Annotated in this window: 26 protein-coding genes; 12 read left to right on the forward strand and 14 right to left on the reverse strand. The window is 64.2% G+C overall.

Annotated elements, in window-relative coordinates:
* Positions 1-11: 11 nt before the first annotated feature.
* A complete protein-coding gene (locus tag B4U45_RS14015) occupies positions 12-1,394 on the forward strand; it encodes an IS1380 family transposase (RefSeq protein ID WP_075545416.1) in 1,383 nt (460 codons plus the stop codon).
* A 250-nt stretch (positions 1,395-1,644) separates the two neighbouring features.
* Here B4U45_RS14015 and B4U45_RS14020 read toward each other — a convergent pair whose 3' ends face one another.
* The 14 genes from B4U45_RS14020 to B4U45_RS14085 all read right to left on the reverse strand — a co-directional run bounded on the left by B4U45_RS14020 (position 1,645) and on the right by B4U45_RS14085 (position 13,498).
* Entirely contained in the window at positions 1,645-2,277 is a 633-nt protein-coding gene (locus tag B4U45_RS14020; protein WP_131808309.1) for a hypothetical protein, read from the reverse strand.
* Positions 2,278-2,299: 22 nt separating this feature from the next.
* Positions 2,300-2,617, reverse strand: coding sequence for a TNT domain-containing protein (locus B4U45_RS14025; protein ID WP_142995456.1), 318 nt, complete (start codon positions 2,615-2,617; stop codon positions 2,300-2,302).
* Between the two features lie 59 nt (positions 2,618-2,676).
* Complete coding sequence (locus tag B4U45_RS14030) at positions 2,677-4,680, reverse strand: WXG100-like domain-containing protein (RefSeq protein ID WP_131808311.1); 2,004 nt, start codon at positions 4,678-4,680, stop codon at positions 2,677-2,679.
* A gap of 77 nt (positions 4,681-4,757) precedes the next feature.
* Complete coding sequence (locus tag B4U45_RS14035; protein WP_063470843.1) at positions 4,758-5,048, reverse strand: WXG100 family type VII secretion target; 291 nt, start codon at positions 5,046-5,048, stop codon at positions 4,758-4,760.
* The gene (locus B4U45_RS14040; protein ID WP_075547668.1) at positions 5,041-5,352 is read right to left on the reverse strand and encodes a WXG100 family type VII secretion target; all 312 of its coding nucleotides are present in this window, start codon (positions 5,350-5,352) and stop codon (positions 5,041-5,043) included. The genes B4U45_RS14035 and B4U45_RS14040 overlap by 8 nt, the downstream gene beginning before the upstream one ends.
* Before the next feature lie 427 nt (positions 5,353-5,779).
* Positions 5,780-6,307: a hypothetical protein gene (locus tag B4U45_RS14045; protein WP_183154942.1), complete on the reverse strand. Its 528-nt coding sequence runs from the start codon at positions 6,305-6,307 to the stop codon at positions 5,780-5,782.
* 556 nt (positions 6,308-6,863) lie between these two features.
* Positions 6,864-7,160, reverse strand: a complete 297-nt coding sequence (locus B4U45_RS14050) for a hypothetical protein (protein ID WP_075547669.1) — start codon at positions 7,158-7,160, stop codon at positions 6,864-6,866.
* A gap of 274 nt (positions 7,161-7,434) precedes the next feature.
* Positions 7,435-8,067 carry a hypothetical protein gene (locus tag B4U45_RS14055; RefSeq protein ID WP_131808312.1) on the reverse strand — a complete coding sequence of 211 codons (633 nt, stop codon included), beginning with the start codon at positions 8,065-8,067 and terminating at the stop codon, positions 7,435-7,437.
* Positions 8,068-8,095: 28 nt separating this feature from the next.
* Entirely contained in the window at positions 8,096-8,404 is a 309-nt protein-coding gene (locus tag B4U45_RS30420; RefSeq protein WP_082275461.1) for a TNT domain-containing protein, read from the reverse strand.
* Between the two features lie 261 nt (positions 8,405-8,665).
* Complete coding sequence (locus B4U45_RS14065) at positions 8,666-9,196, reverse strand: hypothetical protein (RefSeq protein ID WP_183154943.1); 531 nt, start codon at positions 9,194-9,196, stop codon at positions 8,666-8,668.
* Positions 9,197-9,242: 46 nt separating this feature from the next.
* Positions 9,243-11,129, reverse strand: a complete 1,887-nt coding sequence (locus tag B4U45_RS14070; RefSeq protein ID WP_075547671.1) for a putative alpha/beta hydrolase — start codon at positions 11,127-11,129, stop codon at positions 9,243-9,245.
* A complete protein-coding gene (locus B4U45_RS14075; protein WP_075547709.1) occupies positions 11,111-11,425 on the reverse strand; it encodes a DUF2563 family protein in 315 nt (104 codons plus the stop codon). Before B4U45_RS14075 ends, B4U45_RS14070 begins: the two co-directional genes overlap by 19 nt.
* An 84-nt stretch (positions 11,426-11,509) precedes the next feature.
* Entirely contained in the window at positions 11,510-12,019 is a 510-nt protein-coding gene (locus B4U45_RS14080; RefSeq protein ID WP_075547672.1) for a pullulanase, read from the reverse strand.
* Between the two features lie 24 nt (positions 12,020-12,043).
* Positions 12,044-13,498, reverse strand: a complete 1,455-nt coding sequence (locus B4U45_RS14085) for a CCA tRNA nucleotidyltransferase (protein ID WP_075547673.1) — start codon at positions 13,496-13,498, stop codon at positions 12,044-12,046.
* A 300-nt stretch (positions 13,499-13,798) separates the two neighbouring features.
* Between B4U45_RS14085 and B4U45_RS14090 the strand changes: the two genes are divergently transcribed.
* The 11 genes from B4U45_RS14090 to B4U45_RS14140 all read left to right on the forward strand — a co-directional run bounded on the left by B4U45_RS14090 (position 13,799) and on the right by B4U45_RS14140 (position 26,408).
* On the forward strand, positions 13,799-14,539 hold the full coding sequence (locus tag B4U45_RS14090) for an NUDIX hydrolase (protein WP_075547674.1): 741 nt from the start codon (positions 13,799-13,801) through the stop codon (positions 14,537-14,539).
* The gene (locus tag B4U45_RS14095) at positions 14,536-16,938 is read left to right on the forward strand and encodes a hypothetical protein (RefSeq protein ID WP_075547675.1); all 2,403 of its coding nucleotides are present in this window, start codon (positions 14,536-14,538) and stop codon (positions 16,936-16,938) included. Before B4U45_RS14090 ends, B4U45_RS14095 begins: the two co-directional genes overlap by 4 nt.
* Entirely contained in the window at positions 16,935-20,498 is a 3,564-nt protein-coding gene (gene murJ / locus B4U45_RS14100) for a murein biosynthesis integral membrane protein MurJ (protein WP_122526541.1), read from the forward strand. The genes B4U45_RS14095 and murJ overlap by 4 nt, the downstream gene beginning before the upstream one ends.
* A gap of 63 nt (positions 20,499-20,561) precedes the next feature.
* Positions 20,562-21,128, forward strand: a complete 567-nt coding sequence (gene sigM / locus B4U45_RS14105; protein ID WP_075547677.1) for an RNA polymerase sigma factor SigM — start codon at positions 20,562-20,564, stop codon at positions 21,126-21,128.
* Between the two features lie 74 nt (positions 21,129-21,202).
* Entirely contained in the window at positions 21,203-21,964 is a 762-nt protein-coding gene (locus B4U45_RS14110) for a hypothetical protein (RefSeq protein WP_075547678.1), read from the forward strand.
* A gap of 99 nt (positions 21,965-22,063) precedes the next feature.
* Positions 22,064-23,062 (forward strand): thioredoxin-disulfide reductase, encoded by a 999-nt coding sequence (gene trxB, locus B4U45_RS14115; protein WP_075547679.1) that lies wholly within the window; start codon positions 22,064-22,066, stop codon positions 23,060-23,062.
* Complete coding sequence (gene trxA / locus B4U45_RS14120; RefSeq protein ID WP_075547680.1) at positions 23,059-23,412, forward strand: thioredoxin; 354 nt, start codon at positions 23,059-23,061, stop codon at positions 23,410-23,412. The genes trxB and trxA overlap by 4 nt, the downstream gene beginning before the upstream one ends.
* A 718-nt stretch (positions 23,413-24,130) precedes the next feature.
* A complete protein-coding gene (locus B4U45_RS14125; protein ID WP_075547681.1) occupies positions 24,131-24,445 on the forward strand; it encodes a PE family protein in 315 nt (104 codons plus the stop codon).
* Positions 24,442-25,731, forward strand: coding sequence for a PPE family protein (locus B4U45_RS14130; RefSeq protein ID WP_075547682.1), 1,290 nt, complete (start codon positions 24,442-24,444; stop codon positions 25,729-25,731). Before B4U45_RS14125 ends, B4U45_RS14130 begins: the two co-directional genes overlap by 4 nt.
* 53 nt (positions 25,732-25,784) lie before the next feature.
* Entirely contained in the window at positions 25,785-26,078 is a 294-nt protein-coding gene (gene esxG, locus B4U45_RS14135; RefSeq protein ID WP_075547683.1) for a type VII secretion system protein EsxG, read from the forward strand.
* 39 nt (positions 26,079-26,117) lie between these two features.
* Entirely contained in the window at positions 26,118-26,408 is a 291-nt protein-coding gene (locus B4U45_RS14140) for a WXG100 family type VII secretion target (protein WP_075547684.1), read from the forward strand.
* The last annotated feature ends 269 nt before the right edge of the window (positions 26,409-26,677 follow it).

A 26,677-nucleotide genomic window follows, 5' to 3' on the forward strand; every position in this document is an offset into this window, starting at 1 on the left:
GCACCAATCTGGTGGGCAAGTCTACGTCGTGTTACCCGTCGTTGTCGGTCGATGGCCGCGCAACCGGTGTCGTGTCGCACGCAGGTGCGGTGGTATTGCTGCGCGCCGCCGAGCGGGCCGGGCTGACCGGCGCCTTGTCGGACGCGTTGGCGCCATGGCGTAAACCTCTGGCCAGCCACGATCCCGGCAAGATTGTGCTTGATATCGCTGTGGCACTGGCGCTCGGTGGGGACTGCCTGGCAGATGTCGGCCTGCTGCGCGCCGAGCCGGGCGTGTTCGGCCCGGTGGCCTCCGATCCCACCGTGTCGCGGTTGATCACGACGTTGGCCGCAGATGCCTCGAAAGCCTTGGCGGCCATTGATTCGGCGCGGGCCAGCGCGCGTGCGGCGGCGTGGGCAGCCGCCGGGCAGCACTCACCCGGTCATGGGATCGATGCCGATCACCCGTTGATCGTCGATCTGGATGCCACCCTGGTCACCGCGCACTCGGAAAAGGAGAAAGCAGCACCAACATTCAAGCGCGGCTTTGGATTTCATCCATTGTGCGCATTCGTTGACCACGGCAGTGCGGGAACCGGGGAGTCACTGGCGATCCTGCTGCGGCCTGGCAACGCCGGCTCCAACACCGCCGCCGACCACAAGACCGTCCTCGCATCGGCACTACAGCAGCTGCCGTTTGAGGTCGGCTATCGGGTCGGCAAGAAGGTTTTGGTGCGCACCGACGCTGGCGGAGCCACTCACGAATTCCTCAACTACCTGACCGCTCGCCGGCTGTCCTACTCGCTGGGATTCACGCTCAACGAAACGATGACCGCTGCCATCGACGTGATTCCCGAACGGGCCTGGACCCCGGCCTACGACGCTGACGGGCAGGTCCGTGACGGGGCGTGGGTGGCCGAGGCCACCGGGGTGGTTGACCTGTCGGACTGGCCTGCGGGGATGCGGCTGGTGGTGCGCAAGGAACGCCCCCATCCCGGTGCGCAGCTGCGGTTCACCGACCGCGACGGGCTACGGCTGACGGCGTTCGTCACCAACACCGGCCGGGGCCAACTGCCCGATCTCGAGCTGCGGCACCGCCGTCGTGCCCGCTGTGAAGACCGCATTCGGGTGGCCAAGGACACCGGCCTGGTCAACCTACCTCTGCATGGATTCGATCAAAACCGGATCTGGTGCGCGTTGGTGCAGCTCGCGATCGACTTGACCGCATGGCTGCAGATGCTGGCCTTTGACGAGCATTCGGCGCGGCGCTGGGAACCCAAACGCCTACGACTGCGCCTGTTTTCGATCGCCGGCCGGTTGGCGCGCCACGCCCGTCGAACCCGGCTGCGGCTCGCCGCCAGCACCCCATGGGCCGATCTGCTGGCTACCGCGTTGGCGCGCCTCCAACCGGGCTGACGAACACCCCACCTACCCCCACGACCCCACGGAAGGACCGACGGGCACAGGAACCCGCCAGAACCCGCTGACCGGGACCGCCATGATGCCCACCGTCGAAAATCAAGATCGAAAACCGCAATCCGAACCGATCAGGCCGCCACGTCAACCCCGCGAAACATCCGGGTTAGAGGCTGCTTACCATAAATGCGACGCTTGGCTTCCGCCCGCGCTCCGGTGTCCCAATACTCACTCCCATTACCAATGTCAGCTATCCACCAATTATGTTAAGCGTAAACCAGCCGGGTGGAACTCCCTCGCGCAGTACAGCATCAAGCTCCACAAAGCTCAAGACGATAGCGTGTGACGCAGCAATTGCGTCGTGTTCGCTCATCCATCCTCTATCAGTGGCTTCTTGATCGACGGTTATGGATACACGGCCTGGATGATTTATGGGATCAGGCTTAGATAAAGACACCCTAGGATGCAAGCCCTGCTTATACCAGCGAAAACCTGGTGAATCTTCGTAATAGCCTGGCCGTGCAGCCTGGCTAATCAAAAAAAGCATATACTTTTCGGCATCCTCGAAGCGCCTGGACATCATGTACCTACGCCGTGAGCCCCTTGACATCCCGTCGATATAGTGAAGATTGTCCTCAAAGACCAAATAATATGAAAGTTCCAGATCGTCAAAAAACCGTAATTCGCTATCACTAATCATTACTGGCGGCCTGCCGCCCCAGAATACTTCCTCCTCAGTCTCTCGGCCCCGCGGCTCGCGTTCGTTCTTACCTGGGTAACTACCCAACTTTCGGAGGTAGACCTCCTGCCACGAATACCACGACTTAACAATCCGATGTACCGGCGGAGGGAACATACTTAAGTCAACCTGATAATTGGGCATCATGAACTCCTAAGGGTCGCTCTTAGTCCCTGGTCAAGAATCCTCTGTCAATGAGGTCCTGGACCTTAGGCCAGTCATCCGGTGGGGCAATAATTTTGTACTGGGGTCCGCCGCCCGGGTGTCCAAACCATGGCGCAGCGAGGGATTCCTCGAGTTTCCATCCAGGCGGCAGTCCGGCTTTGACATTTACCGTATAGGCAAAGTACGGCTTGTCCAAATTAGTGTGGGGAAGTGATCGAGCTTCATAGGGAGTCCCAACCGGGGCAAGCCATTCCCCGCCAGGATAACCGATGCGATCAACTTTTGTTCCGTCCAGTGCCCAGATCTCTGCCTCGGTCATATCATGCGCCGTACCTGGAATCGCGTAGGGCTTGGCGGGATCATCCTTATCAGGATATATCAAATTGCCATTCTCGTCCTCAAATTGTGTCCGATACTCTTTTTCGCCGAGCTCACCAAAAGGTTTCGCATCTGGAAAAACGTCCCTGCCGGTGGGCGGCTCATGGTGACCACCGACGTCATAACCGTCATGGCTAGCTGAGCCGCCATCATCCGATGATTGCGCTTCATGCGGATCCTGGCTGCCACCTGCTTCATGAGGCGAGCCGTCGGGACCTGGCGCTGATTCACTTGGATGGGCGCCCAGGGGTCCGCCATGGACCGCGCCGCTGTGGGCTGGTGCTTCGTGCGGGGGTTGGTGGAAAGCGCGGAATGCGGCGACGCTTGGGCTGCCACCGGCACGTGTGCCTCTGGCGGATGCGCCGATGGAGTCAGTTTGGGGGAATTGCCACCGGACGCCGGTACCTGAGCCGAGATGGGTTCATCCGGCTGAGAATGGCTTGGCGGTAGTTTCTCCCCTGACGCGGCGGGAACGGATCCCCTGGGCGTATCCTCCGAATCCGGTTGTGACCCGTTGGGTTTGACCGACTCACCGGTGACTGGTTTGTTCTCGACTGGTGTCTTGGATTCAGTGGGGCTCTTGGGTAACGGATTGTCTCCGGCTCCGGGTTTGGACTGCGGCCCAGGCGTCGGGCTTCCCGATTGCGGCTGTTGGTCCGTCGGCGGCTGAGGCTGGTCAGGCCGTTCAGCCTTAGGCTTAGGGCCAGTGGGTGTAGGCGGCTCAGGAGGATTCGGGTCGCCAGGGCCACGGGTCCCGAACAACCTCTCCCTGAATGCTTTTAGCTTATCGGCGATCTCACGGGCCCTGTCCAACTTGGCGGCCGGCCCCTCGGGAAAGAAGTTCGTCGCGACGTCGGCTTCCATTTTTCCGTAGGCCTCGCCGGGGCTTCTTGCCCAATCGTCCCAGTGAACGTTGTCTTTGATGACCTCCTTCCAGGACTCGAAGACTCCGGGCGCGTGGTCGCCGCCAAGACCAACCAGCGGCGCCATACCGAGAGCCATCCCACCCACATCGCGGCCATAGCCAACCGGGTCGAGCAGGGCGCGAATCTGGTTATAGTTCCAGGCCGTTTCGCCCAGTCCCCAGACGATTTCGCCCATGCCTTTGAACCGCTGCCCCGTGAAATTGATTAACCAACCCACCGGGTTGCCTTGCAGGAACTGCTCCCATTCCTTGGCGGCGAGCCGGCCCATGTTGCTGATCGTCGTATGAGCTTGCGCAACTGCTTCACCGATCTGGTTGCCGAGCGCATCAACTTCGCCGGTGAAATTGTCGACCACCGTGGCGATGTCATGGGCGATGCGGGCGATCTCGTCTTCGTCCTCGTCGGTGAGAAACTCCCAGACTTCTTTGATTCCCGTCAGCGGATCGCAGATGCGCGACAGCAAATCCAGGATCGCAGCATGCACCGCGTCGATCTTGGCCGCATATTTGTCCAGCCCGGTTGCGATGGTCTGACACTGCCCCACTATCGCGGTCGCGCTGGAGTAGGCATCAGAAAAAGCGCCCTCGATGAGCCCTGCTTCCGGGAGTTGCTGAGCGCGAATGGCATTCATCGGCCCTGCGGTCGCGTGGATTTCGGCCACCGCGAATTGGGTGCCGGCGTTACGCCAGGCCGCGGCCGCCGCACGCAGCTTCCCCGAATCCCCATTGGGCCAGATCATCCCGATGTAGGGAGCTACCCAGCCCCAGCCCGCCGGGGCGCTATCACCGTTACCAATCGCCGACGGCGCCGAACTCGCGGCCGCGCAACTGGTCGGCTGCGGCACCGGCAGCGGCGCGGCGCGGCCGGCGACATCGGACATGGCCTCGGCCAGCGAGTAGTTGTGCGCGGTCATGCGCACGCCATCGCCGAGATTGCACAACCCATTGCGTGTCACGGCCATCGCCTGCAACACGGTGGCCGCCGTCTCGTCATAAGCACGTCCGAACTGCTCGCCGGCCGGATCATCACCGGCCATCCCAGCAGATCCCGCCAGCGCACCGGTCAGCGTCGAGGTCACCGACCCCAGAGTCTCACCGGCGGCCACCACCGCCGTACCGGCGCCATCAAGGGCCGCCGGCCAGCGTGGTCATCAGCTCACGACCACATACGGCTATTCGTCGACATGGCGCCCGAGTAGTTGGCATGCGCGCCCTGCCCCGCGGTACGCAATTGAGCCAATGCCTGGCGCATCATCGCCTCACCAAGAGCCCAATGCCGGTGCGCCTCAGCATGAGCCGCCGCACCCTGCCCCGTCCACGTCACATGCAAGCGGGTCACCAACGAGTCGATTTCGGCGAGCATGCTTTCGGTGTGACGCCCGAACTCGGCCATCCGCTGCACCGCCTCGGACAGCGCCGCCGGATCGACCCGAAACGGCTCAGCCACCACCGACCTCACGCATCGCTTGGGCGGACGCAGTCTCGTTTTGTTGATACCCCGCCCCCGCCTCGGCTACCGCCTGCGCCAGGATGGCCAACCCCAGTTGCACTTCACCAGCACCGCGATGCCACAACTCCCACGCCGAGCCATACGAGTTCCCCGACGCGCCGCGCCAGCCGCCCAACACCTCGCCAACCTCAGAATCAAGCTCTGCCAACTGCGTTGCAAAATGCTCAGCCGCACCACGCAACGACTCGGCGAACCCCTGCATCACCACAGGATCTACTCGCAACGTGTCATCAGCGCCCATGGCGGCAACCTAACAACATCGGCACGTCGCCACAATTCAGCCAGCGCCCGACGACCGATGAAGTGACTTACAACACCAAAGGTGGCGATGGCACACTTCAAGGCCGACAACAAATTGCGGCTTGCTCCCCCGTTTCACCACTGAGCGGGCGCTTCGTAGGTAAGAGCGCTGCCATCTCGCGGTACCCTCACTGGCACATTCCCCGCCAAGGCAGCGGAAATATCTATGTACGACGAACGCGACCGCGTCGTACGGGAAATGCCATGCTTCTTTTGTCTCCACGATCGCTGAATCAACGATCATGAGCTCACCTAGTCGCTCTTTTTCAGCCAATTTGTCAATCGCCTCGACAGCACGCATTCGAGCCTTTTGCAGGTCTATTTCATTCATCGATACCTCATGAATCCAGTGTTCATCGCCGACGGCATCAGGACTGCTGAATTTCCTTACTGACATCGATCGGCAAGATGGAGTGGTCCTTACGGTGGTCGAAGGTGTCGCGGCACTCGCCGTCCAGTTTGACGCCAACATGACTGTTGAATCCTTCCCCATGGAGCGCGGGCGGTACCACCGTCACGATGGCGTTGACGTCCTTCTTCCGCAGTGTGGGCGAGTGGGATATGAAATCGGAGTCGGTGCTCCACCCGTCGGCGACCAACGCTGAGATCAGCGTCTTAGGATCGGCCGGTCCATTGTGCGAGACACCGGGCATCCAGAACGACAAGTCCACCACCCCACGAAACGGTGGCTCTCCCTGGTCATTACATGATTCGTAGCTGAATGTCGCCTCGGTCAGCTCGGCATGAAGGGAGTTGATGATGTCGCTGGCCGCATCGACAACCTGGGCGCGTGCCTGCTGAGGCGAAAGCGGGTGACGCACGTCGTCAGCACATCCGCCGAGCACAAGGCCGATTCCGATCGCCGCGACGGCAATCCGGACTGGCAGGGTCCACACGCGTCACTTCCTTTCAAGATTTTCAAAGTCGCGAAACGCACGCATTTCAGCCCGTCGGTCCGCTATGGCGGTGCCCGGTGGTCGCCGATCGCAGCGCTTCCGGGTAGCACCATTCCCCCATCCCGTATTCACCGCGATGATGTGCGGTCATCCCATCGTGCTGTAGCGCACCACCGTGACCGGAAACCACGTCAGAGATGCTGAACAGCGATTCTGATCCGTTGTCGAAGTAGTGGGAATGGTCACAGACCGGATTGCCGGTATAACCCGGGACTTCGGCTTTGAACCGGGTGGCCCCGAAACCGTCGACGGCGGGATCGTCTCTAAGCCCACCTAGCTAGAGTTGTCACGTACTTCCCTCGACCCACCCGACGCCTGCCACGCACATGGTCGGCAGGTCGGAGCTGCTGTCTTCTCTCAGTCCCTTTGTCCTCATGACGAATAGTCGTTAACTGTGGTCAACCTGCAACTATTTTGATCCTGTAGCAGATTGATACTCCTCATGTCTATTAAGCGGTCTCTCGATGGGGAACTGCAGAAAAGCGAAGTCCCAGTATTAACGCATCAAATAAGTATAGTAGTGACCGATTGACGCGATGGCTTCTAGCGAAAGCTCGGGGTGCTGATTGCGCATCACCGACTTCACCAGTTCGCCACCCTCAACCAAAGTCCAATCCGTCAAATCCACTTCCACCTTCATCGCCTCGTCCAGAATCTCCCGCACTTTCGAGAGTGCGATCGGTGCTACAGCCGGCCCAAAGAACAGATCGAATTCTTCATCGTTCTTGCCTGGATAGTGCTTCAAATAAAGTTCAATTGCTTGGCTGATATCTATATCACCCCGAGTATTCACTATAAGCCTCCCGGAGAGTTATCGTTCGAATATCACAGTTGATAGACCAGTGTCGGCTAGTTAGCACTTACCCTCCTTCCACCCACCGTTTGTCACGCCCATGGTCGGCCTGATAGAGCTATTGCGTAGGTAATCAACCCCTGCGTCAGCATTTGACGTCCCACTGCGGGACTGTGGTTCGGCAGCTCACCGCCAGAGAGCGTGGAATGACATTGGTAACCATCTTTCTTGAAATTTTTCACCATCCCTTGCTGCAGCCATCTGGTAGATTGCGTTAATCCGTAACGATACTAATGGTGAACCAATCGGCTGGAATGCCCTCACGGAGCAATGTATCGAGTTCCTCAAACGTAAGAACCAAGATATGCGACGCTTGTACCGCGTCGCTTTCAGCCATCCAACCGCGATCAGTAGCCTCGTCGTCGACCCTAAGGCTCACACATCCCGGAAAGTTTACCGGATCCGGCCTGCTTAAAGAAACCCTGGCGTCCAAACCCTCTTGCACCCAGCGATAACCGACCGAATTGGTGTACTTTCCAGGCCGAGCCATTTGGCTAATAATGAACAGGAGGTACTTTTCTGCATCCTCAAACCTTCTAAACATCCAGTACCTGCGCCGGGAGCCCCTTTCCTCGCTATCGATATAATGCCCCTCATTTCTGCATACCAAGTAGTAAGAAACGTCCGCATCGTCAACTAAGCCTAGCTCACAATCTTTGGTCATCATTGGCGGCTGTCGACCCCAAAAAACTCGCTCAGGCGTTTCCCCGGCCTTCGGTTCGCGCTGATCGTCGCCTAGCCGGCGGCCCAACTCACGGAGATAGACTTCCTGCCACAAGTACCATGACTTGACAATCCGGTGTAAGAACGGAGGAAATCCGTTCAGATCTACGTAACAATCGGTCATCGCGACTCCTGTATGCTCTACGGTTCCTTTAAGAAGCCTCTTGCAATGAGGGCTTTGGCGTTGGGGCGCTCGCCTGTGGCGCCATTATGCGATATTGGGGCCCACCACCTGGCTGTCCGAACCATGGTGCGGCAAGTGAATATTCAATTAGCCACCCGGGCGGAAGACCTTTTTCGGCCTGCACTTTGTACTCAAAATAAGGGTTGTGCAGACTGTCATGAGGAATCGCACGCGCCTCATATGGAGTTCCTACTGAAGCCTGCCAGGCTCCATCAGCATAGCCAATCCGATCTCCCCATTCGCCATCCAAATCCACGAAAATCCCCGCATCTGTCATATTGTGAACAGTTCCAGGAATCGCGTAGGGCTTCGCTGGATCATCGGCAATCGGGATATATGGGGCCAAGGCGGCGGAAATATCTCCATGTACGACGAACGCGACCGCGTTGTACGGGAAATACCATGCTTCTTCATAAGCTCACCGAGCCGCTCTTTTTCAGCCAATTTGTCAATCGCCTCGACAGCGCGCATTCGAGCCTTTTCCAGGCCTATTTCAGTCATCGATACCTCATGAATCCAGTGTTCATCGCCGACGGCATCAGGACTGCTGAATTTCCTTACTGACATCGACCGGCAAGATGGAGTGGTCCTTACGGTGGTCGAAGGTGTCGCGGCACTCGCCGTCAATTTCAACCCAAGCATGGCTGTTACGTTCGATTCCAGGCGGCATCTGCGCCGGAACAACGTTCAAAATAATGTTGATATCGCCTTTGCGTAGAGTTGGCGCATGGGACTTAAAGTCGGAGTCGGTGCTCCAGCCATTAGCGACTAGCACCTTAACAATTGTCTGCGAGTCGGCCGCTTCGGCGTGCGGGACGCCCGGCATCCAAAAAATGACTTTCGCCACCCCACGAAACGGGGGTTCGCCCTGGTCATTACACGACTCGTAGGAGAACGATGCCTCGGTCACCTGCGCGTGTAGCGCCGCGACGATGTCGCGGGCCGCATCGACAACCTGGGCGCGTGCCTGCTGAGGCGAAATCGGGTGCCGCACGTCGTCAGCACATCCGCCGAGCACAAGGCCGATTCCGATCGCCGCGACGGCAATCCGGACTGGCAGGGTCCACACTCGTCACTTCCTTTCAAGATTTTCAAATTCGCGAAACGGCACGCATTCAGCCCGTCGGTCCGCTATGGCGGTGCCTGGTGGTCGCCGATCGCAGCGCTTCGGGGTCGAACCACTCCCCCATCCCGTATTCACCACGATGATGTGCGGTCATCCCATCGTGCTGTAGCGCATCGCCGTGACCGGAGACCACGTCAGAGATGCTGAACAGCGATTCTGATCCGTTGTCGAAGTAATGCGAATGGTCATACACCGGATTGCCGGTATAACCCGGGACTTCGGCTTTGAACCGGGTGGCCCCGAAACCATCGACGGCGGGATCGTCTCCAAGCCCACCCAGCGTTGGACCGATGAGTCCGGGTCCGGTCACATGACCAGGCGACCAGGTGACCGCATCCCCCGAAGCCGCCCCGACATATAAATGCCCGCCCGGGGACAGATGGAAATCGGCCGCCGAATGCGCCAGGTCGGTTCCCGGCGAGCCGACCAGCACCACATCGTCGGCATGCATCCCGTATGCCGCCGCCGCATCCGAGACCGTAGTGGACCCGTAGGAGTGTCCGACCACCGTCATGTGTGACGGCACGTCGTCGTGGTGGGTGACCGCCAGGGCGTTCACATCGGCGGCCAGCGCCTGGCCCCCGGTACGGGCCATGTTCGGCGAGTACAAACCCGGGTCCGTCACGGTGTTGGGCGCGTCATAGCCCACCCACATCACCACCGCGGTTCGCTTTCCCCAGTCGGCTCGGCTGGACTCCTGGTACAGGCGCACCCCGTCGGGGTTGGAAAGCGTTCCCTCGCGAACCCCGGTACCCAGTCCCTTGACCAGGACCGCGGTGTTTGCTGCTGTATCGGGATTGCCCATGGCGATCGCGGCAGCCCCCTCGCCGCCGAAGGCCTCGGGTTGATACTTCAACAGAAATACTTCAGGATGATGCCCCCACTCATCTACCGCATTGGCGGACGCGTTCAGCCCCTCCTGGGTACGGCAGGCGTTGTTATAGCGGGTAATTGCTGCCGCGGACAGCCCATACTTGCCCGGATCGGCGACCACCTCGTTGACCGAAACACCGTATTTGTCGGCAACGTCCGCCACGCGATGGAGATCGTCGTCCATGACTGCCTTGTTAATCGGACTGCGGACGTCGACCGGAATTCCGTTGAGGTTCCCCAGCTCTGGCGGATGGTCAGCGGTCAGCTGCCGCTGCTGTTCAGGACTCAGCGATTTCCACCACTTGTTGACCTCCTCAGCGTTGGTTCCTGGTGGTGGAATCTGAATCGGCTCTTCAGGTTTCGGTGGTGATTGCGGAGCGTCGAGAGCTTGGATACCTGCCGGGTCATACCCATCACTTCGCAAGGTGTTCAGCGACTTCTGCAGGGTGTCCGAGTAGCCGTTGCGGATCGATTGCAGTTGTCCCAGGGCGCTTTTGGTGTCGGCGATTGCCCGATCCTCGAGGGCAGAGATAAGTGCGTCGAGCGCCGCTCGATCGGCATTGGTGAGGTGGATATCCTTCTCGAGTTCGACCGCTTGGCCTATCTCGTTGTCGAGCTGTTGCAGCTGGCCCTCCAGCGTCGCGATCTGCCCACTGGCCGACCGCTGCGCCTCGGCCAACGACGCCGCAATGATCTCCAGATCGACCCCGATCTTCGGCAACCGCAAGGACTGCGCGCCCAGCGACTGAGCCACGCGCTGCACTTCGGCCGAGTCGTTGATCGGATGATCACCGTTTTCCCGATTCCACGCCGCCTCAAATCGGCGCCGCGCAGCGTCGAAGGCCCCACTGGATTCGGCGGTACACCTGCCCGCGTCATGAAAAGCCTGCGCCAAATCGGAAATCTTTGCGGGGCGCCCACTTTGGAGGCTGGAGTTGATCGCCCACGGATCACCACCGGCCTCGCCGATCAACAGCGGAATGCTTATGTAGCGGAGCTGCATCGCACCGCCCGCAGCTGCGCGGCGTTGCGCTCATCCATTCCGGCGAACCCCGCCGCGGCGCGGCGCGCATTGCCGCCGACCGCGGTGAGCACCTCTTGGTGTGCCTGCAACGTTTTCACCTGCTGAGCACGCGCCGAGGTGACCGCGCCATGAAATGCCTCGGCTGCGGCAAACTCTCCGAACATCCCTGACAGCAGTGGGCCGCGCGATAGACGGCCGACTCCGTCCTGGGCATGGTCGCCCGCGCGGTGAGAATCGTTGGCCCCCAAGTGCAGTGATCCGGTGTCAACGAACATCGCCACCTCTTTTCGGAGAGCATTGATCCCGGCTTGGCTCAGCGGTTGCGGGCCAGGCTAACGGCAGTGCGGGTGCCGGTCAATTCACAATGAACTGGCGCCGTCGGCCGCGCCGTCGCCGTCGGTGTCACGCAGCCGTACATTCCAACGCCCGTCCCCGTCGGTGTCGATATACGCGGTCACGCCCTCGTCCCCGGCACACAGCACCCGGTCGGCCAGCCCGTCGCCGTCGGCGTCGATCAACCTGTCGTCCGCATGGCCATACCCGTCGAAGTCGACCAGCGGACCGCCGGTGTGCTCGACACCATCCAGCCCGAACCAGCGCACTTGTCCGCCCCGGTCGACCGCGACCGCCCACGTCCCCGACCCGTCATCGGTGAAGTAGCTCTCCGGCTTCCCGTCATTGTCGACGTCGAGGACGGCATGGTCAGCCAGCCCGTCGCCGTCGAAATCGGTCAGCGCGTCGTCGCGCATCCCGTCGGCATCCAAGTCCAGCCCGATCGCATCGAGCCGGCCGTCACCGTCGAGGTCGAGGTCGGGTGCACGGTTCCAGATAGCGGCGGATCCGTCGTCCCCGCCCACGCAATATTCCACAACCGTTCTGACGCAACGCCCAGGCTACGGGTTCCCTCGAGTTTTCCACCAAGCCAACAGTTCGGCGGTGGCTTCCTCGGTGCTCAGCGGCCCGCGATCCAGCCGCAACTCCTTCAAGTACCGCCACGCCTCACCCACCTGCGGGCCCGCCGGAATACCCAGCAGCTCCATGATCTGGTTGCCGTCCAGGTCGGGACGCACCCGAGCCAAATCCTCTTGGGCGGCCAGCTCGGCGATCCGCTCCTCCAGCCGGTCATAACTGGCTTGCAGCCGGGCGGCCCTCCGCTGGTTGCGGGTCGTGCAATCGGCACGCACCAACTTGTGCAGCCGCGACAGCAACGGCCCGGCGTCGGTGACGTAGCGGCGCACCGCGGAATCGGTCCACTTGCCGTCGCCGTAGCCGTGAAACCGCAAATGTAGATACACCAGCTGCGAGACGTCGTCGATCATCTGCTTGGAGTATTTGAGCGCGCGCATCCGCTTGCGGACCATCTTGGCGCCGACCACCTCATGGTGATGGAAGCTCACCCCGCCGTTGGCTTCGTGTCGGCGGGTGGCGGGCTTGCCGATGTCGTGCAGCAGCGCCGCCCAACGCAGCACCAAATCCGGGCCTCCTTCTGGAGGTGGGTCCTCCAGCGCGATTGCCTGCCGCAACACGGTCAGCGAATGCTGGTAGACATCCTTGTGCTGGTGGTGTTCGTCGATGGCCATTCGCATGCCGCCAACCTCGGGCAGCACCACGTCACCCATGCCGCTCTGCACCATCAGGTCGATGCCCGCGACCGGGTCGTCACCGAGCAGCAGCTTGTCCAGTTCGGCGCCCACCCGCTCGGCGCTGATCCGGCCCAGCTGCGGGGCCATCTCTTCGATCGCCGTCCGTACCCGCGGAGCAACGGTGAAGCCCAATTGGGAGACGAACCGCGCGGCGCGCAACATCCGCAACGGGTCGTCGCCGAAGGACTCCGACGGTGGTGCCGGGGTGTCGAGTACCTTGTCCCGCAACGACGCCAAACCGCCCAGCGGATCAAGAAATTCGCCCGGACCCTCCGGCGTGACTCGCACCGCCATCGCGTTCACGGTGAAGTCGCGGCGCACCAGATCGTCGTGGAGGCGGTCGCCGAAGGACACCTCGGGATGCCGTGACACCTGGTCGTAGCTGTCGGCGCGAAACGTGGTGATCTCCAGCCGGTAGGCGTCCTTGCCGACGCCGATGGTGCCGAAGTGGATACCGGTGTCCCACACCGCGTCGGCCCAGGACCGCACGAGCTTCTGCACCTGCTCCGGACGGGCATCGGTGGTGAAATCCAGGTCGGGGCTCAGCCGGCCCAGCAGCGCATCGCGCACCGAACCGCCGACCAGATACAACTCATGACCCGCTTCGGCGAATGCCGACCCCAGTTCGCGAAGCACGGCGGCATGCCGGTTGAGGGCGACCGCGGCCGCGGTCAGCAGGTCGGCGTCCTGGACGGTGTCGGCCACGTTCGATCAGCCTAATGGGAATCGCTCGGCGTGGCGCTGACGGGTATTTGCGGGCTCGTCGAGGGAGGCGGATCAACCGAGCGGGGTTCGGTGGGATGGCCACACCGCAGTCGCTCGAGGGTGGGCACGTCGCGCGTCCACCAACCAGAGACTTCTGTGACGCAAGTGGCCGACGGGACTCGCCTTGTCCGCCGCCGGCCACCCACCGGCGCGCCCGCGCGCGACCCGACCGCCCGAACCTGCAGCCCACGACGGCGAGTACATCCGGAACACCAGCTCGTGCCAGCTAATATCGCTTGGGTGTCGCAGGGCGAACAAGCCAAACCACGTCGGCGCCGGGGCCGGCGCCGCGGTCGTGGCGTTGCGGCTTCCGCCGAAAATATTACGGACGCCCAACCGACCGGCAACGGCGCCGCCACCCCGTCATCGGCAAGACCTGCCCGGCCGCGCTCGCGTCGCGGCCGTCCGGACCGGTTGCGCACGGTACACGAGACATCCGCCGGAGGACTGGTCATCGACGGTATCGACGGACCGCGCGACGAGCAGGTCGCGGCGCTGATCGGGCGTATCGACCGACGCGGACGCATGCTGTGGTCGCTGCCCAAGGGGCACATCGAAATGGGCGAGACGGCCGAACAGACTGCCATCCGTGAGGTCGCCGAGGAAACCGGAATCCGCGGCAGCGTGCTGGCGGCGTTGGGTCGCATCGACTACTGGTTCGTCACCGACGGCCGCCGGGTGCACAAGACCGTGCATCACTATTTGATGCGCTTCTCCGGCGGAGAGCTTTCCGACGACGATCTCGAGGTAGCCGAGGTGGCCTGGGTGCCGATCCGGGAGCTGCCGTCGCGGCTGGCCTACGCCGACGAACGCCGCCTGGCCGAAGTGGCCGACGAGCTGATCGACAAACTGCAGACCGACGGCCCGGCCGCACTTCCCCCGCTTCCGCCCAGCTCACCGCGGCGACGGCCGCAGACCCACTCACGCACCCGGCACGCCGACGGATCGCCGCCGAGCCGAAAGAACTCTCACGGGCCGTGACTGCGTTGCGAGTGCCTTGGGCCGGTTTGTGGCGCCTCGCCGCCGTGATCGGCATCGCGGCCGGTTTCGCGGGCGTGCTCAATGTACCGCGCGCGACCGCGGGTGAGCCCACGCCCACGCCGTTTGTGCAGGTGCGCATCGATCAGGTGACCCCGGATGTTGTCACCACCACCAGCGACCCGACGGTCACCGTCAGCGGCACGGTGACCAACATCGGCGACCGCCCGGTCCATGACGTGATGGTCCGGCTCGAGCATGCCGGAACCGTCACCGCGTCCTCGGCCCTGCGCACCTCGCTCGACGGCAGCACCGACCAGTACCAGCCGGCCGCTGACTTCGTCACGGTCGCCCCGGAATTGCAGCGCGGACAGGGGGCGGGGTTCAGCCTGTCGGCTCCGCTGCGTTCGCTGACCAAACCGTCGTTGACCATCGACCAACCGGGTATCTTCCCGCTCCTGGTCAACGTCAACGGGACACCCGACTACGGGGCACCCGCCCGGCTCGACAACGCCCGGTTCCTGCTGCCCGTCGTGGGCGTACCCCCTGATAAGTCCGACAAGGCAGCCGGCTTCGACACCGCCGTCGCACCGGAAACCACCAAGCCGGTATGGATCACCATGCTGTGGCCGCTCGCCGACCGGCCACGCCTGGCCCCCGGTGTCCCGGGCGGCACCATTCCAGTGCGGCTCGTCGACGACGACCTGGCCAACTCGCTGGCCAACGGCGGCCGACTCGACACCCTGCTCTCTGCAGCCGAGCTCGCCACCAGCCGCGACGTCGACCCCGAGGGCGCCGTCACCCGCGCACTGTGTCTGGCGGTCGATCCGGATCTGCTGGTCACCGTCAACGCGATGACCGCCGGCTATGTGGTGTCCGACTCCCCCGACGGCCCCGGGCAGCTGCCCGGTACCCCGACCCACCCGGGAACGGGCCAAACCGCGGCCACCATCTGGCTGAACCGGCTGCGCGCGCTGGCTCATCGCACCTGCGTGGCACCGCTGCCGTATTCCCAGGCCGACCTGGACGCCTTGCAGCGGGTCAACGATCCCGGGTTGAGCACGATCGCCACCGTGAGCGCCGCCGACATCGTCGACAAGATTCTCGACATCAACTCCGTGCGGGGTGCAACCCTGATCCCGGACGGGCCATTGACCAGCCGCGCGGTCGAACTGCTCAGCGCCGACGACGGCATGGTCGCCATCGCGGCCGCCGACTTTCCCACCCCCGAAACCGCTCCAGGAAATTCGGCCAACCCCGACATCACCCCCCGGCGGCTGTCCCCCCAGCTGGTCGCCGCGCCGTTCGACCCCGCCGTCGGCGCCGCGCTCGCCGCGGCCGGCACCAACCCGATCGTTCCCACCTACCTCGACTCGTCGCTGTCGGTTCGCATCAGCCACGACTCGGCCACCGCCCGCCGCCAGGACGCGCTGGGTGCCCTGCTGTGGCGCAGCCTGTACCCGGACGCCGCCCCCCGCACCCAGATCCTGGTGCCACCGGCGACGTGGAACCTGCAGGGTGACGATGCCCAGGCCATCCTCACCGCCCTGGCCACCACCATTCACGCCGGACTGGCCGTGCCGCGTCCGCTGCCGGCGCTGATCGCCGACGCGGCGGCGCACACCGAGCCACCGCAACCCCCGGGCACCGAGGCGAACCCCGCCACCGCCCGCGGCCGGATCAGCGACGACATCACCGCGCAGATCGCCGGCCAGGTCGGCCGATTGTGGAAGCTCACCGCGGCGCTGACCACCGATGACCGCACCGGGCTGACCGGCGTGCAATACACCGCGCCGCTCCGCGAGGACATGCTGCGCGCGCTCAGCCAGTCGGTACCGCCGGACACCCGCAACGGCCTGGCCCAGCAGCGGCTGGCGGTGGTCGGCAACACCATCAACGACTTCTTCGGTGCGGTCACCATCGTCAACCCGGGCGGCTCTTACACCCTGGCCACCGAACACAGTCCGCTTCCCCTGGCGCTGCACAACGGTCTGGCGGTACCCATCCGGGTCAAGCTGCAGGTCGACGCTCCGCCCGGCATGACGGTCACCGACGTCGGCCAAATCGAGCTGCCGCCCGGATATCTGCCGCTGCGGGTGCCTATCGAAGTCAACTTCACCCAGCGGGTCGCCATCGACGTGGCGCTCAAGACACCCGACGGCATGGCGCTGGGCGAACCGGTGCGGTTGTCGGTGCACTCCAACGCCTACGGCAAGGTGCTGTTCGCCATCACCCTCACCGCCGCGGCAGTCCTGGTGACACTGGCCGGACGGCGGCTTTGGCACCGATTCCGCGGCCAGCCCGACCGCGCCGACCTGGATCGCCCCGACCCGCCCCCGGCCCGGCACACCCAACAGCACGGTGCGCCCGACCGTCGGGTCGAAGAAGAGCACCGGGTATGAAACCGGCTCCGCGGCGAGTGCACCCAGCGCCGCAGCGACCGGATCAGCAGCCGGCCCCGCGCCGGTCTGAACTGTCCGACGCCGCCCTGGTGTCGCGATCGTGGGGAATGGCGTTCGCGACACTGATCAGCCGGCTCACCGGCTTCGCCCGGATCGTGCTGCTGGCCGCGATCCTGGGGGCCGCGCTTTCCAGCTCGTTCTCGGTGGCCAACCAGCTGCCGAACCTGGTCGCCGCGCTGGTCCTGGAAGCCACCTTCACCGCGATCTTCGTGCCGGTGCTGGCCCGTGCCGAGCAGGACGACCTCGACGGCGGCGCCGCGTTCGTGCGCCGACTGGTGACGTTGGCCACCACGCTGCTGATCGTGGCCACCCTCTTGTCGGTGGCCGCGGCACCGCTGCTGGTGCGGCTGATGCTGGGCCGCAATCCGCAGGTCAACGAGCCGCTGACCACCGCCTTTGCCTACCTGCTGCTCCCCCAGGTCCTGGTCTACGGCCTGTCGTCGGTTTTCATGGCGATCCTGAACACCCGCAACGTGTTCGGGCCGCCGGCGTGGGCGCCCGTCGTCAACAACCTCGTCGCCATCGCGACCCTGGGGGTGTACCTGGCGGTCCCCGGGGAGCTGTCGATCGATCCGGTCAAGATGGGCAACCCCAAGCTGTTGGTGCTGGGCATCGGCACCACGTTGGGGGTGTTCGCCCAAACCGCCGTGCTGCTGGTGGCGATTGGGCGCGAGCACATCAGCCTGCGGCCGCTGTGGGGAATCGACCAGCGGCTCAAGCGATTTGGCGCGATGGCCGCCGCGATGGTGCTGTATGTGCTGATCAGTCAGCTCGGCCTGGTCGTCGGCAACCAGATCGCCAGCACGGCAGCGGCGTCGGGCCCGGCGATCTACAACTACACGTGGCTGGTGCTGATGCTGCCGTTCGGCATCATCGGTGTCACCGTGCTGACCGTGGTGATGCCGCGACTGAGCCGCAACGCCGCCGCCGACGACATCCCGGCGGTGCTGGCCGACCTGTCACTGGCCACCCGGCTGACGATGATCACGCTGATCCCCACGGTGGCCTTCATGACGGTCGGCGGGCCGGCGATGGGCACCGCGTTGTTCGCCTACGGGCATTTCGGCCAAGTCGATGCCGGATACCTCGGCGCCGCGATCGCGTTGTCGGCGTTCACCTTGATTCCCTACGGGCTGGTGCTGCTGCAACTGAGGGTGTTTTACGCCCGGGAGCAACCCTGGACGCCCATCGTCATCATCGTGGTCATCACCGGCGTCAAGATCGTCGCCTCGCTGCTGGCGCCGCACGTCACCGACGACCCCGAGCTGGTTGCCGGCTATCTGGGACTGGCCAACGGGCTCGGATTCCTGGCCGGCGCAACGATCGGCTACTACCTGCTGCGACGGGCGCTGCGCCCCGGCGGTGGCCAGCTGATCAGCGCCCACGAGGGGCACACCGTCCTGGTGACGACTGCCGCCTCGTTGCTGGCCGGCCTGATTGCCCACGTCGCGGATCGGCTGCTCGGCCTGGCTCAGTTGACCGCCCACGGCGGTGGGGCCGGCTCACTGCTGCGGCTGCTCGTGCTGGGCCTGATCATGGCGCCGATTCTGGCCGCGGTCATGCTCGGCGCGCAGGTCCCGGAGGCACAGGCGGCGCTGCGGGTGATCCAGCATCGCCTCGGCGTTCTGCCCGGCAAACCCCGTCGGCGCGAGACCACTGCGGCGGAGGGATCGTCTGGCCGTTACCGCGTCACGTACCCTGAGCAAAGAAAGTCGTCCCCGCCGGGGGAAACCACGGTCCATCAGCCGATCCGGCGCAGACCCCCGGCAATCAGACCCGGGATAGCGAAAGGACCGGAGGTGACCGACCGCCCATCGGATAGCGCCGCCTCGTCCGACGCCGTCTCCGGCACTGACCTCCCTCGGCCGGTTGCCGACGACTTTCAGCCCGATATTCCCGCCGACCTCGATCGGGGTGCCGGGTCGCGGCCCCGCCGGCCCGACCGGCTCAACGGCGACGCCGATGCCCGCGGGCCGATTCCGTTCGATGCGCCACGCGAGCGTGGCCCGGAACCGTCGGTGCCACGAGACGACGTCAACCTGGTTCCGGGCGCCCGCATAGCCAACGGCCGCTACCGGCTGCTGATCTTCCACGGCGGCACATCGCATCTGCGGTTCTGGCAGGCGCTGGACACCGCGCTGGATCGCCAGGTGGCGTTGACCTTCGTCGACCCGGAGGGCATGCTGCCGGAGGAGATGCGCCAGGGAATCCTGGCCCGCACCCTGCGGCTGAGCCGCATCGACAAACCCGGTATCGCGCGGGTGCTCGACGTCCTGCACACCGGCTCCGGGGGTGTGGTGGTCGCCGAATGGATCCGTGGCGGTTCGTTGCGCGAGGTCGCCGAGACCGCGCCGTCGCCCGTGGGGGCAATCCGGGCGATGCAGTCGCTGGCCGCGGCCGCCGACGCCGCGCACCGCGCCGGAGTGGCCCTCTCGATCGACCACCCCAGCCGGGTGCGCGTCAGCATCGAAGGCGACGTGGTACTGGCCTATCCGGCGACCATGCCGGAAGCCAACCCGCAGGACGACATCCGTGGCATTGGCGCCGCGCTGTATGCCCTGCTGGTCAACCAGTGGCCGCTGCCGGAGTCCGGGACCCGCAGCGGGTTCCCCCCGGCCGAACGGGATGCGTCCGGTGAGCCCGTCGAACCGACCGTCGTCGACCGCGACATTCCCTTCCAGATTTCTGCCGTTGCCGTCCGGTCGGTCCAGGAGAACGGCGGAATACGCAGTGCCTCAACGCTTTTGAACCTGCTTCAGCAGGCGACTGCGGTGGCCGACCGGACCGAGGTGCTCGGTCCCGTCGAGCCGGCGCCGCAGGTGTCGGTGCGCCGCTCGGCAGCGGAGGACAGCGAAGCCTATGCGCGGCGTCGCCGCAACCTGCTGATCGGCATCAGCACCGGAGCCGCCGTTCTGCTGGTCGCGCTTCTGGTTCTGGTCTCGGTGATCAACAAGGTCTTCGGGAACGTCGGCGCCGGCCTCAACCGTGACCAGCTCGGCCTGAACACCCAAACGTCGTCGGCGTCGGAGGCCAGTTCCGCCCCCGCCGGCAGCACCGTCAAACCCACCAAAGCCACCGTCTTCTCCCCCGACGGGGAGGCCGACAACCCAGGCCAGGCCGAGCTGGCTATCGACGGCAATCCCAGCACTTCCTGGCAAACCGACACCTACACCGACGCCGTGCCGTTCCCGGCTTTCAAGAACGGCGTCGGATTGATGTTGCAGCTGCCGAAGCCGACCGTGGTCGGAGCCGTCACCGTCGACATTTCCAGCACCGGCACCAAGGTCGAGATCCGCTCGTCACCGACGCCGAACCCGTCGAAGCTCGACGACACCTCCGTGCTGACCTCGGCCACCGCACTCAAGCCGGGCCACAACACCATCGCGGTCAAATCATCGGCACCGACGTCCAACCTGCTGGTGTGGATTTCAACGTTGGGAACCACCGACGGCAAGAGCCGCGCCGACATCTCGGAGATCACCGTCCAGGCCGCATCTTGATTGCCGCACGGCGCCGCAAACGAGTGAAGTGCCCTGCGGCTACCGATTGGTTACTGTCCGGCGGTGGGTTTTGGGGGCAGAAGGGAACGCAGTGACGCCGAGCTGTTGGCGGCTTTCGTCGGCGGCGAGCACCGCGCCTTCGAGCAGTTGTTCCGCCGCCATCAGCGCCACCTGTACCGGTTGGCCCGGCTCACCAGCCGTACCCCGGAAGACGCCGAGGACGCACTGCAAGACGCGATGATCTCGGCACACCGGTGCGCGGCGTCGTTTCGCTATGACGCGGCCGTCAGCAGCTGGCTGCACCGCATCGTGGTCAATGCCTGCCTGGACCGGCTGCGCCAGGCCAGGGCCCGGCCGACCGCCCCACTCGATGACGTGTATCCGGTTCCGGATGCAACGGCCCGCGTGGAGACGGAGATTTTGGTGCAGCGAGCGCTGCTCCAGCTTCCGGTCGAACAACGGGCCGCAGTGGTCGCGGTCGACATGCAGGGGTATTCGATCGCCGACACGGCACGCATGCTGGGTGTGGCCGAGGGCACCGTCAAAAGCCGCTGCGCCCGCGGGCGGGCGCGGCTTGCGCGGCTGCTCGGTTACCTCGACACCGGCGCCAACGTTTTCGATGGGAGTTAGCACAGACCGGCGCGGCGCACTCCCGCGCGGGGCGCGGGTCGTCATCAAGCGGTGAATGACGGACACTGGGGCGGATGAAAGGAACCGGACACGAAGCCGACGCGAACCCGCCGCTGACCGTCGAGCTCCTCGCCGATCTGCAGGCCGGTCTGCTCGACGACGAAGCCGCCGCCGGCGTCCGCCGACGAGTGCGCACCGACCCGCAGGCAGCGGCAATGTGGCGTGCCCTGCAGCAGGTGCGCCGCGACCTCGCGGCCGCCGGAGCTGATCCGGCGTCGACGACGGATCCTCCCGCCGATGTCGCCGCCAGGATTTTCGCGACGTTGCGGTCCGCGGCTTCCGGCGAGTCGCCCGCCGCGCACGCAGCCCGGCCGCGCATCCGCCCCGGGAAAATCCTTGCCGGGATAGCCGGGTTCTGCGCGGCCGTCGCGGCGATCGGCGTCGGTACCGCCGCACTGGTCACTGCGCCCTCGCCGGCGCCGACCACGCCCGCCACCGCAATGCACATCACCGTCTCGACGCCGCCGCCGGTGATTCCGCTGTCGCCCGAACAGATCCTGGAACTGCTGCAACGCACGCCCGACTACGGCCCTGTCGATGCCGCCCTCGTCGACCCGTCACGGCGCGCGTCCTGCCTGAGCGGCCTGGGCTACCCGGCATCCACGCAGATCCTGGGAGCCCAACCGATCGGCATCAACGCCCGCCCCGGGGTGCTGCTGGTGGTACCGGGCGACGGTCCCGACACCGTGGCGGTCTACGCGGTGGCGCTCAACTGCAGCGCCGCCGATACCGGCCTGTTGGCCAGCACCACAGTTGCCCGAGCCACCGGCTCGTAGCGGCATCCCGGCATGGTCCAACGCGCGGAAGGGAACACCAGTGCCTACGCTGGCGTTCATAAAAGTCCGAGATCAGCTTTCCGCACCCGAAAGGCCCGCATGACCGCCGCTTCCACCACTCCAGACACCATCCACGACGTGATCATCATCGGCAGCGGTCCTGCCGGGTACACCGCCGCTCTCTACACCGCCCGGGCGCAGTTGGCGCCGCTGGTGTTCGAAGGCACCTCGTTCGGCGGGGCACTGATGACCACCACCGAGGTGGAGAACTATCCGGGTTTCCGCGACGGTATCACCGGTCCCGAGTTGATGGACCAGATGCGGGAACAGGCGCTGCGGTTCGGTGCCGACCTGCGCATGGAGGACGTGGAGTCGGTATCGCTGGACGGACCGATCAAGTCGGTGGTCACCGCAGAAGGGGAAATCCACCGCGCTCGGGCCGTGATCCTGGCGATGGGTGCGGCGGCGCGCTACCTGCATGTGCCCGGCGAGCAGGAGCTGCTCGGGCGCGGCGTGAGTTCGTGTGCCACCTGTGACGGGTTCTTCTTCCGCGACCAGGACATCGCCGTCATCGGCGGCGGTGACTCGGCCATGGAGGAGGCCACCTTCCTGACGCGCTTTGCCCGCAGTGTCACGCTGGTGCACCGCCGAGACGAGTTCCGGGCCTCCAAGATCATGCTCAATCGTGCCCAGGCAAACGACAAAATCAACATCTTGACCAACCAGGTGGTGCTCGCCGTGGACGGGGACACGACCGTCACCGGATTGCGGTTGCGCGACACCGTCACCGGTGAAGAAACCACGCTGCCGGTAACCGGCGTCTTTGTCGCGATCGGACACGAGCCGCGTTCCGGCCTGGTGCGCGATGCCCTCGATCTGGATCCCGACGGCTACGTGCTGGTCAACGGCGGCACCACCAGCACATCGCTGGACGGGGTATTCGCCGCCGGAGACCTGGTCGACCGCACCTACCGGCAGGCGGTCACCGCAGCCGGCAGCGGTTGTGCCGCTGCCATCGACGCCGAACGCTGGCTGGCCGAACGCGAAGCAACAGGGCACGCTGACAGTACCGACACGCTGATTGGAGCACAGCAATGACCGATTCCGACAAGTCCGGCGCCACAATCGAAGTTTCCGACGCATCCTTTTCCACCACTGTGCTGTCTAGTAATAAGCCTGTGCTGGTTGACTTTTGGGCTACCTGGTGCGGCCCATGCAAGATGGTGGCGCCGGTGCTCGAAGAGATCGCCGCCGAGCGTTCGGGCAGCCTCACCGTGGCCAAACTCGACGTCGACGCCAATCCGCAAACCGCGCGCGACTTTCAGGTCATCTCGATTCCCACGATGATCCTGTTCAAAGACGGCCAGCCGGTGAAACGGATTGTCGGGGCCAAGGGGAAAGCGGCTTTGCTACGCGAGATTTCCGACGTGGTACCGAACCTCAGCTAGTAGCTCGTCACTGGGCCGGTGCCCGATTCACGACCCGTCGGGGTGTAGCGACGATGCCGCTTGCACTCCGTCTGCAGCGGCGGTGATTTCTCGATGCGGTCGGATCGGTGCTCACGCCGTTGCGGTCCGGCGCCGCCGGACGGATGCTCCCTGCTGTCCGCAGTGACTGAAATGGTAGTGAAATCTGGTCAGGCAGAACGTGTTCCGGCCCGCCGGGAGAGTCGGCTTGCGCAGCACCGCTCCCGGCGGCCATAAAAGCTTGCGGCCGGCGGGCCGGCTTGGCTCCCGCTCGAAAGTGGAAATCGCTGCTGTGCAACCACTTTCGCGTACGAGCGGCCTCGCGGCATAACCCGTAGCAGCGCCGCCAACGGCGACACCGACATCTGCGTGGCCAACGCCCAGCGCATCAGCGTCCCTTTCCTTTTCTTCTGTCGGTCAGCACGGCTCCGTTCATCGGTCACTCTCGCTTTCTCGCACTCGAACCCTGTTATCTATCAGTGGGATCGCCTGGGCAGGCGCGCCTTGCAGCCCTTGCGAGGTTCGCCGTCTTCGCTGTGTCGCATTGATCATTTGTACTTATGATCCGAGTGGGTGAATGTATCGGCACGTCGTTGCCCCGGGTCGGCGGGCATGGTGCAATCGGTCAGTCATTGAATACCGCGAATTCGGCAATCGGAAATCCGCGGAGTCATAAACCATTAGGACGAGGAGTGTCGATTTGACGTTGTGGGTGGTTCCTGAGGGCTTGACCGGCGCAGCTGCGGCGGTGGAGGCGTTGAGTGCTCGGTTGGCGGCTGCGCATGCGGCCACGGCGCCGTTGATCACCGCAGTGGTGGCTCCAGCGGCCGACCCGGTGTCGTTGCGTACCGCGGCCGGGCTCAGCGCCTGCGGTGTGCAGCACCTGGGGATCGCGACCGAGGGTGTCGAAGAGCTGGCCCGCTCTGGTGTCGGCATCGGTGAGGCCGGGGTCAGTTATGCCGCTGGCGATGCCGCCGCGGCGTTGACATATGCGCCTGCGGCCGGCCTGGCATGAGCGCACCAGTCTGGATGGCATGCCCGCCGGAGGTGCATTCGGCGATGCTAAGTGCTGGCCCGGGGCCGGCTCCGTTGGTCGCGGCCGGCGCGCAGTGGTTGTCGCTAAGTGCTCAGTATGCCGACACGGCCGAGGAACTGAGTCTGGTCCTAGCCGCGGTGGCGGCCGGGGCTTGGCAAGGTCCCAGCGCGGAGCTGTGTGCGGCGGCCTATGCCCCATATCTGGCCTGGCTAATGCAAGCCAGCAGCGATAATGCGGGCACGGCTGCCGCGCACGAGGCCGCGGCCACTGCCTATGCGACTGCGCTGGCGACAATGCCCACGTTGGGGGAGTTGGCCGCCAACCACACCATCCATGCGGTGCTGCTGGCCACGAACTTCTTTGGTATCAACACGATCCCGATCGCACTCAACGAAGCCGACTACGTGCGGATGTGGATCCAGGCCGCCGCCATCATGAGCGCCTACGACGCGGTTTCTGCCGCGGCACTGGCCGCTACACCACGCGCCACCACGGCACCAGTCATCCTCAAACCCGGCCGCGCCCCCGGTGCCCTAGCCGCCCAGACCACGCTCACCCCCTTCCCCTTCTGGGAAATTCTGAATCTCATCGTAGAAACGATCCTTAACGAAGCACTGATGTTCGTGTTCTTTTGGGCTTTCGCCTTTGTGCTTCTGATCTCTCCTTTACTCGTGGTTGCTGCTGGTGTGGCAGCTCTGTTGGGCGATTACACCGTTGCATTGTATTTGCTGGCTTTGCCTTTAGCCGCGCCACTTATCATGGTCGTTATGGGCACATTCTTTTTCCTGTCGCCGGCAATTGCTTTTTTTCAAGGCATCGGGTTGATTATCGATTGGATTATCGGAAATTTCGCTCTGGCTGGTCCGGCTTTGTCGACTTACGTTACTTCGGGATTGGCCATTCCCGCGACTGCCGCAAGCGCCAGCGCCGCGGTGCAGGTCACAGCGGTGGCCCCGGCGTCTGCCGTGGCGGTCGATGCGGTGCTGCCGGTTGTAACTGCACCGGCAGCGGTGTCGCCAGCGCAATTGGTGTCGGCGGCTTCGGCAGAGAGCACGGCGTCAGTGTCTGCGGCTGTTGGTAATCACGGTTCTGACGGCTTCGGTTTTGCTGGAACGCTGACCAACGGGGCCGAAATGCGCGCTGCCGGGCTGGCCGCCATCGGTTCTGAGGGCGATGGTGCGCAAATTCCGATGCTGCCGGCCAGCTGGGAGCACGGGCTAGTCGGAGCGCTCGGCGATGGGGGGTTGATCGGCGTAGCGGTGTGACGGTCAGGTAACCAGGAAAGCCACGGGAAAATCGAGTTCGAAGGAGAGTTGTTGTGAGTTTGTTGGATGCCCACATTCCGCAGTTGGTGGCGTCGCAGTCGGCGTTTGCCGCCAAGGCGGGATTGATGCGGCACACAATCGGATCGGCTGAGCAGTCAGCGATGTCGGCGCAGGCATTTCATCAGGGTGAGTCAGCGGCGGCATTTCAGGCCTCGCACGCCCGGTTTGTCGAGGCGGCCGGCAAGGTGAATGCGTTGCTGGACATCGCGCAGGCCAATCTGGGTGATGCCGCAGGCACCTATGTGGCGGCCGATGCGGCTGCAGCTTCGGCCTACACCGGCTTCTGAGGCCCAAGTAAACCATCGTCATTTCTGAAAGGGTTTGTGATGTCGCAGATTATGTACAACTACCCCGCCATGATGGCTCATGCCGGGGACATGTCCGGGTATGCCGGAACGCTGCACGGCCTGGGTGCCGACATAGCCACCGAGCAGGCCGCATTATCCAATGCGTGGCAGGGCGACACGGGGCTGACCTATCAGGGTTGGCAAGCACAGTGGAATCAGTCCATGCAGGAACTGGTCAGCGCATATCAATCGATGGCCACCACGCATGAATCCAACACGTTGGCGATGAACGCCCGTGACATGGCCGAAGCCGCCAAATGGGGCGCCTAGCCTAAAGCATCCGGTGGCGGCCAGTCCCTCGGGACTGCTCGAGCGAAGCGGGAGTCGCCAAGTCGGCCAAATCGCGACCTTCGAGCAGCCCCGAGGGACTGGCCGCCACCGTGTTTGATCCGGTGCGCAGGCCTTCAAGACCGATTCTTCATTTCGTACGCGGCTCGAAAGCAGCAAGCACATCGCCGTCGTCCGTCAACGTCGACAAAACTCACCGACATGGCCGCGATCCGCCCCGGCCATCGCAAGCCGCAACGCGCTCACCGCAG

Source organism: Mycobacterium persicum (genome assembly GCF_002086915.1).
Taxonomy (GTDB): Bacteria; Actinomycetota; Actinomycetes; order Mycobacteriales; family Mycobacteriaceae; genus Mycobacterium; species Mycobacterium persicum.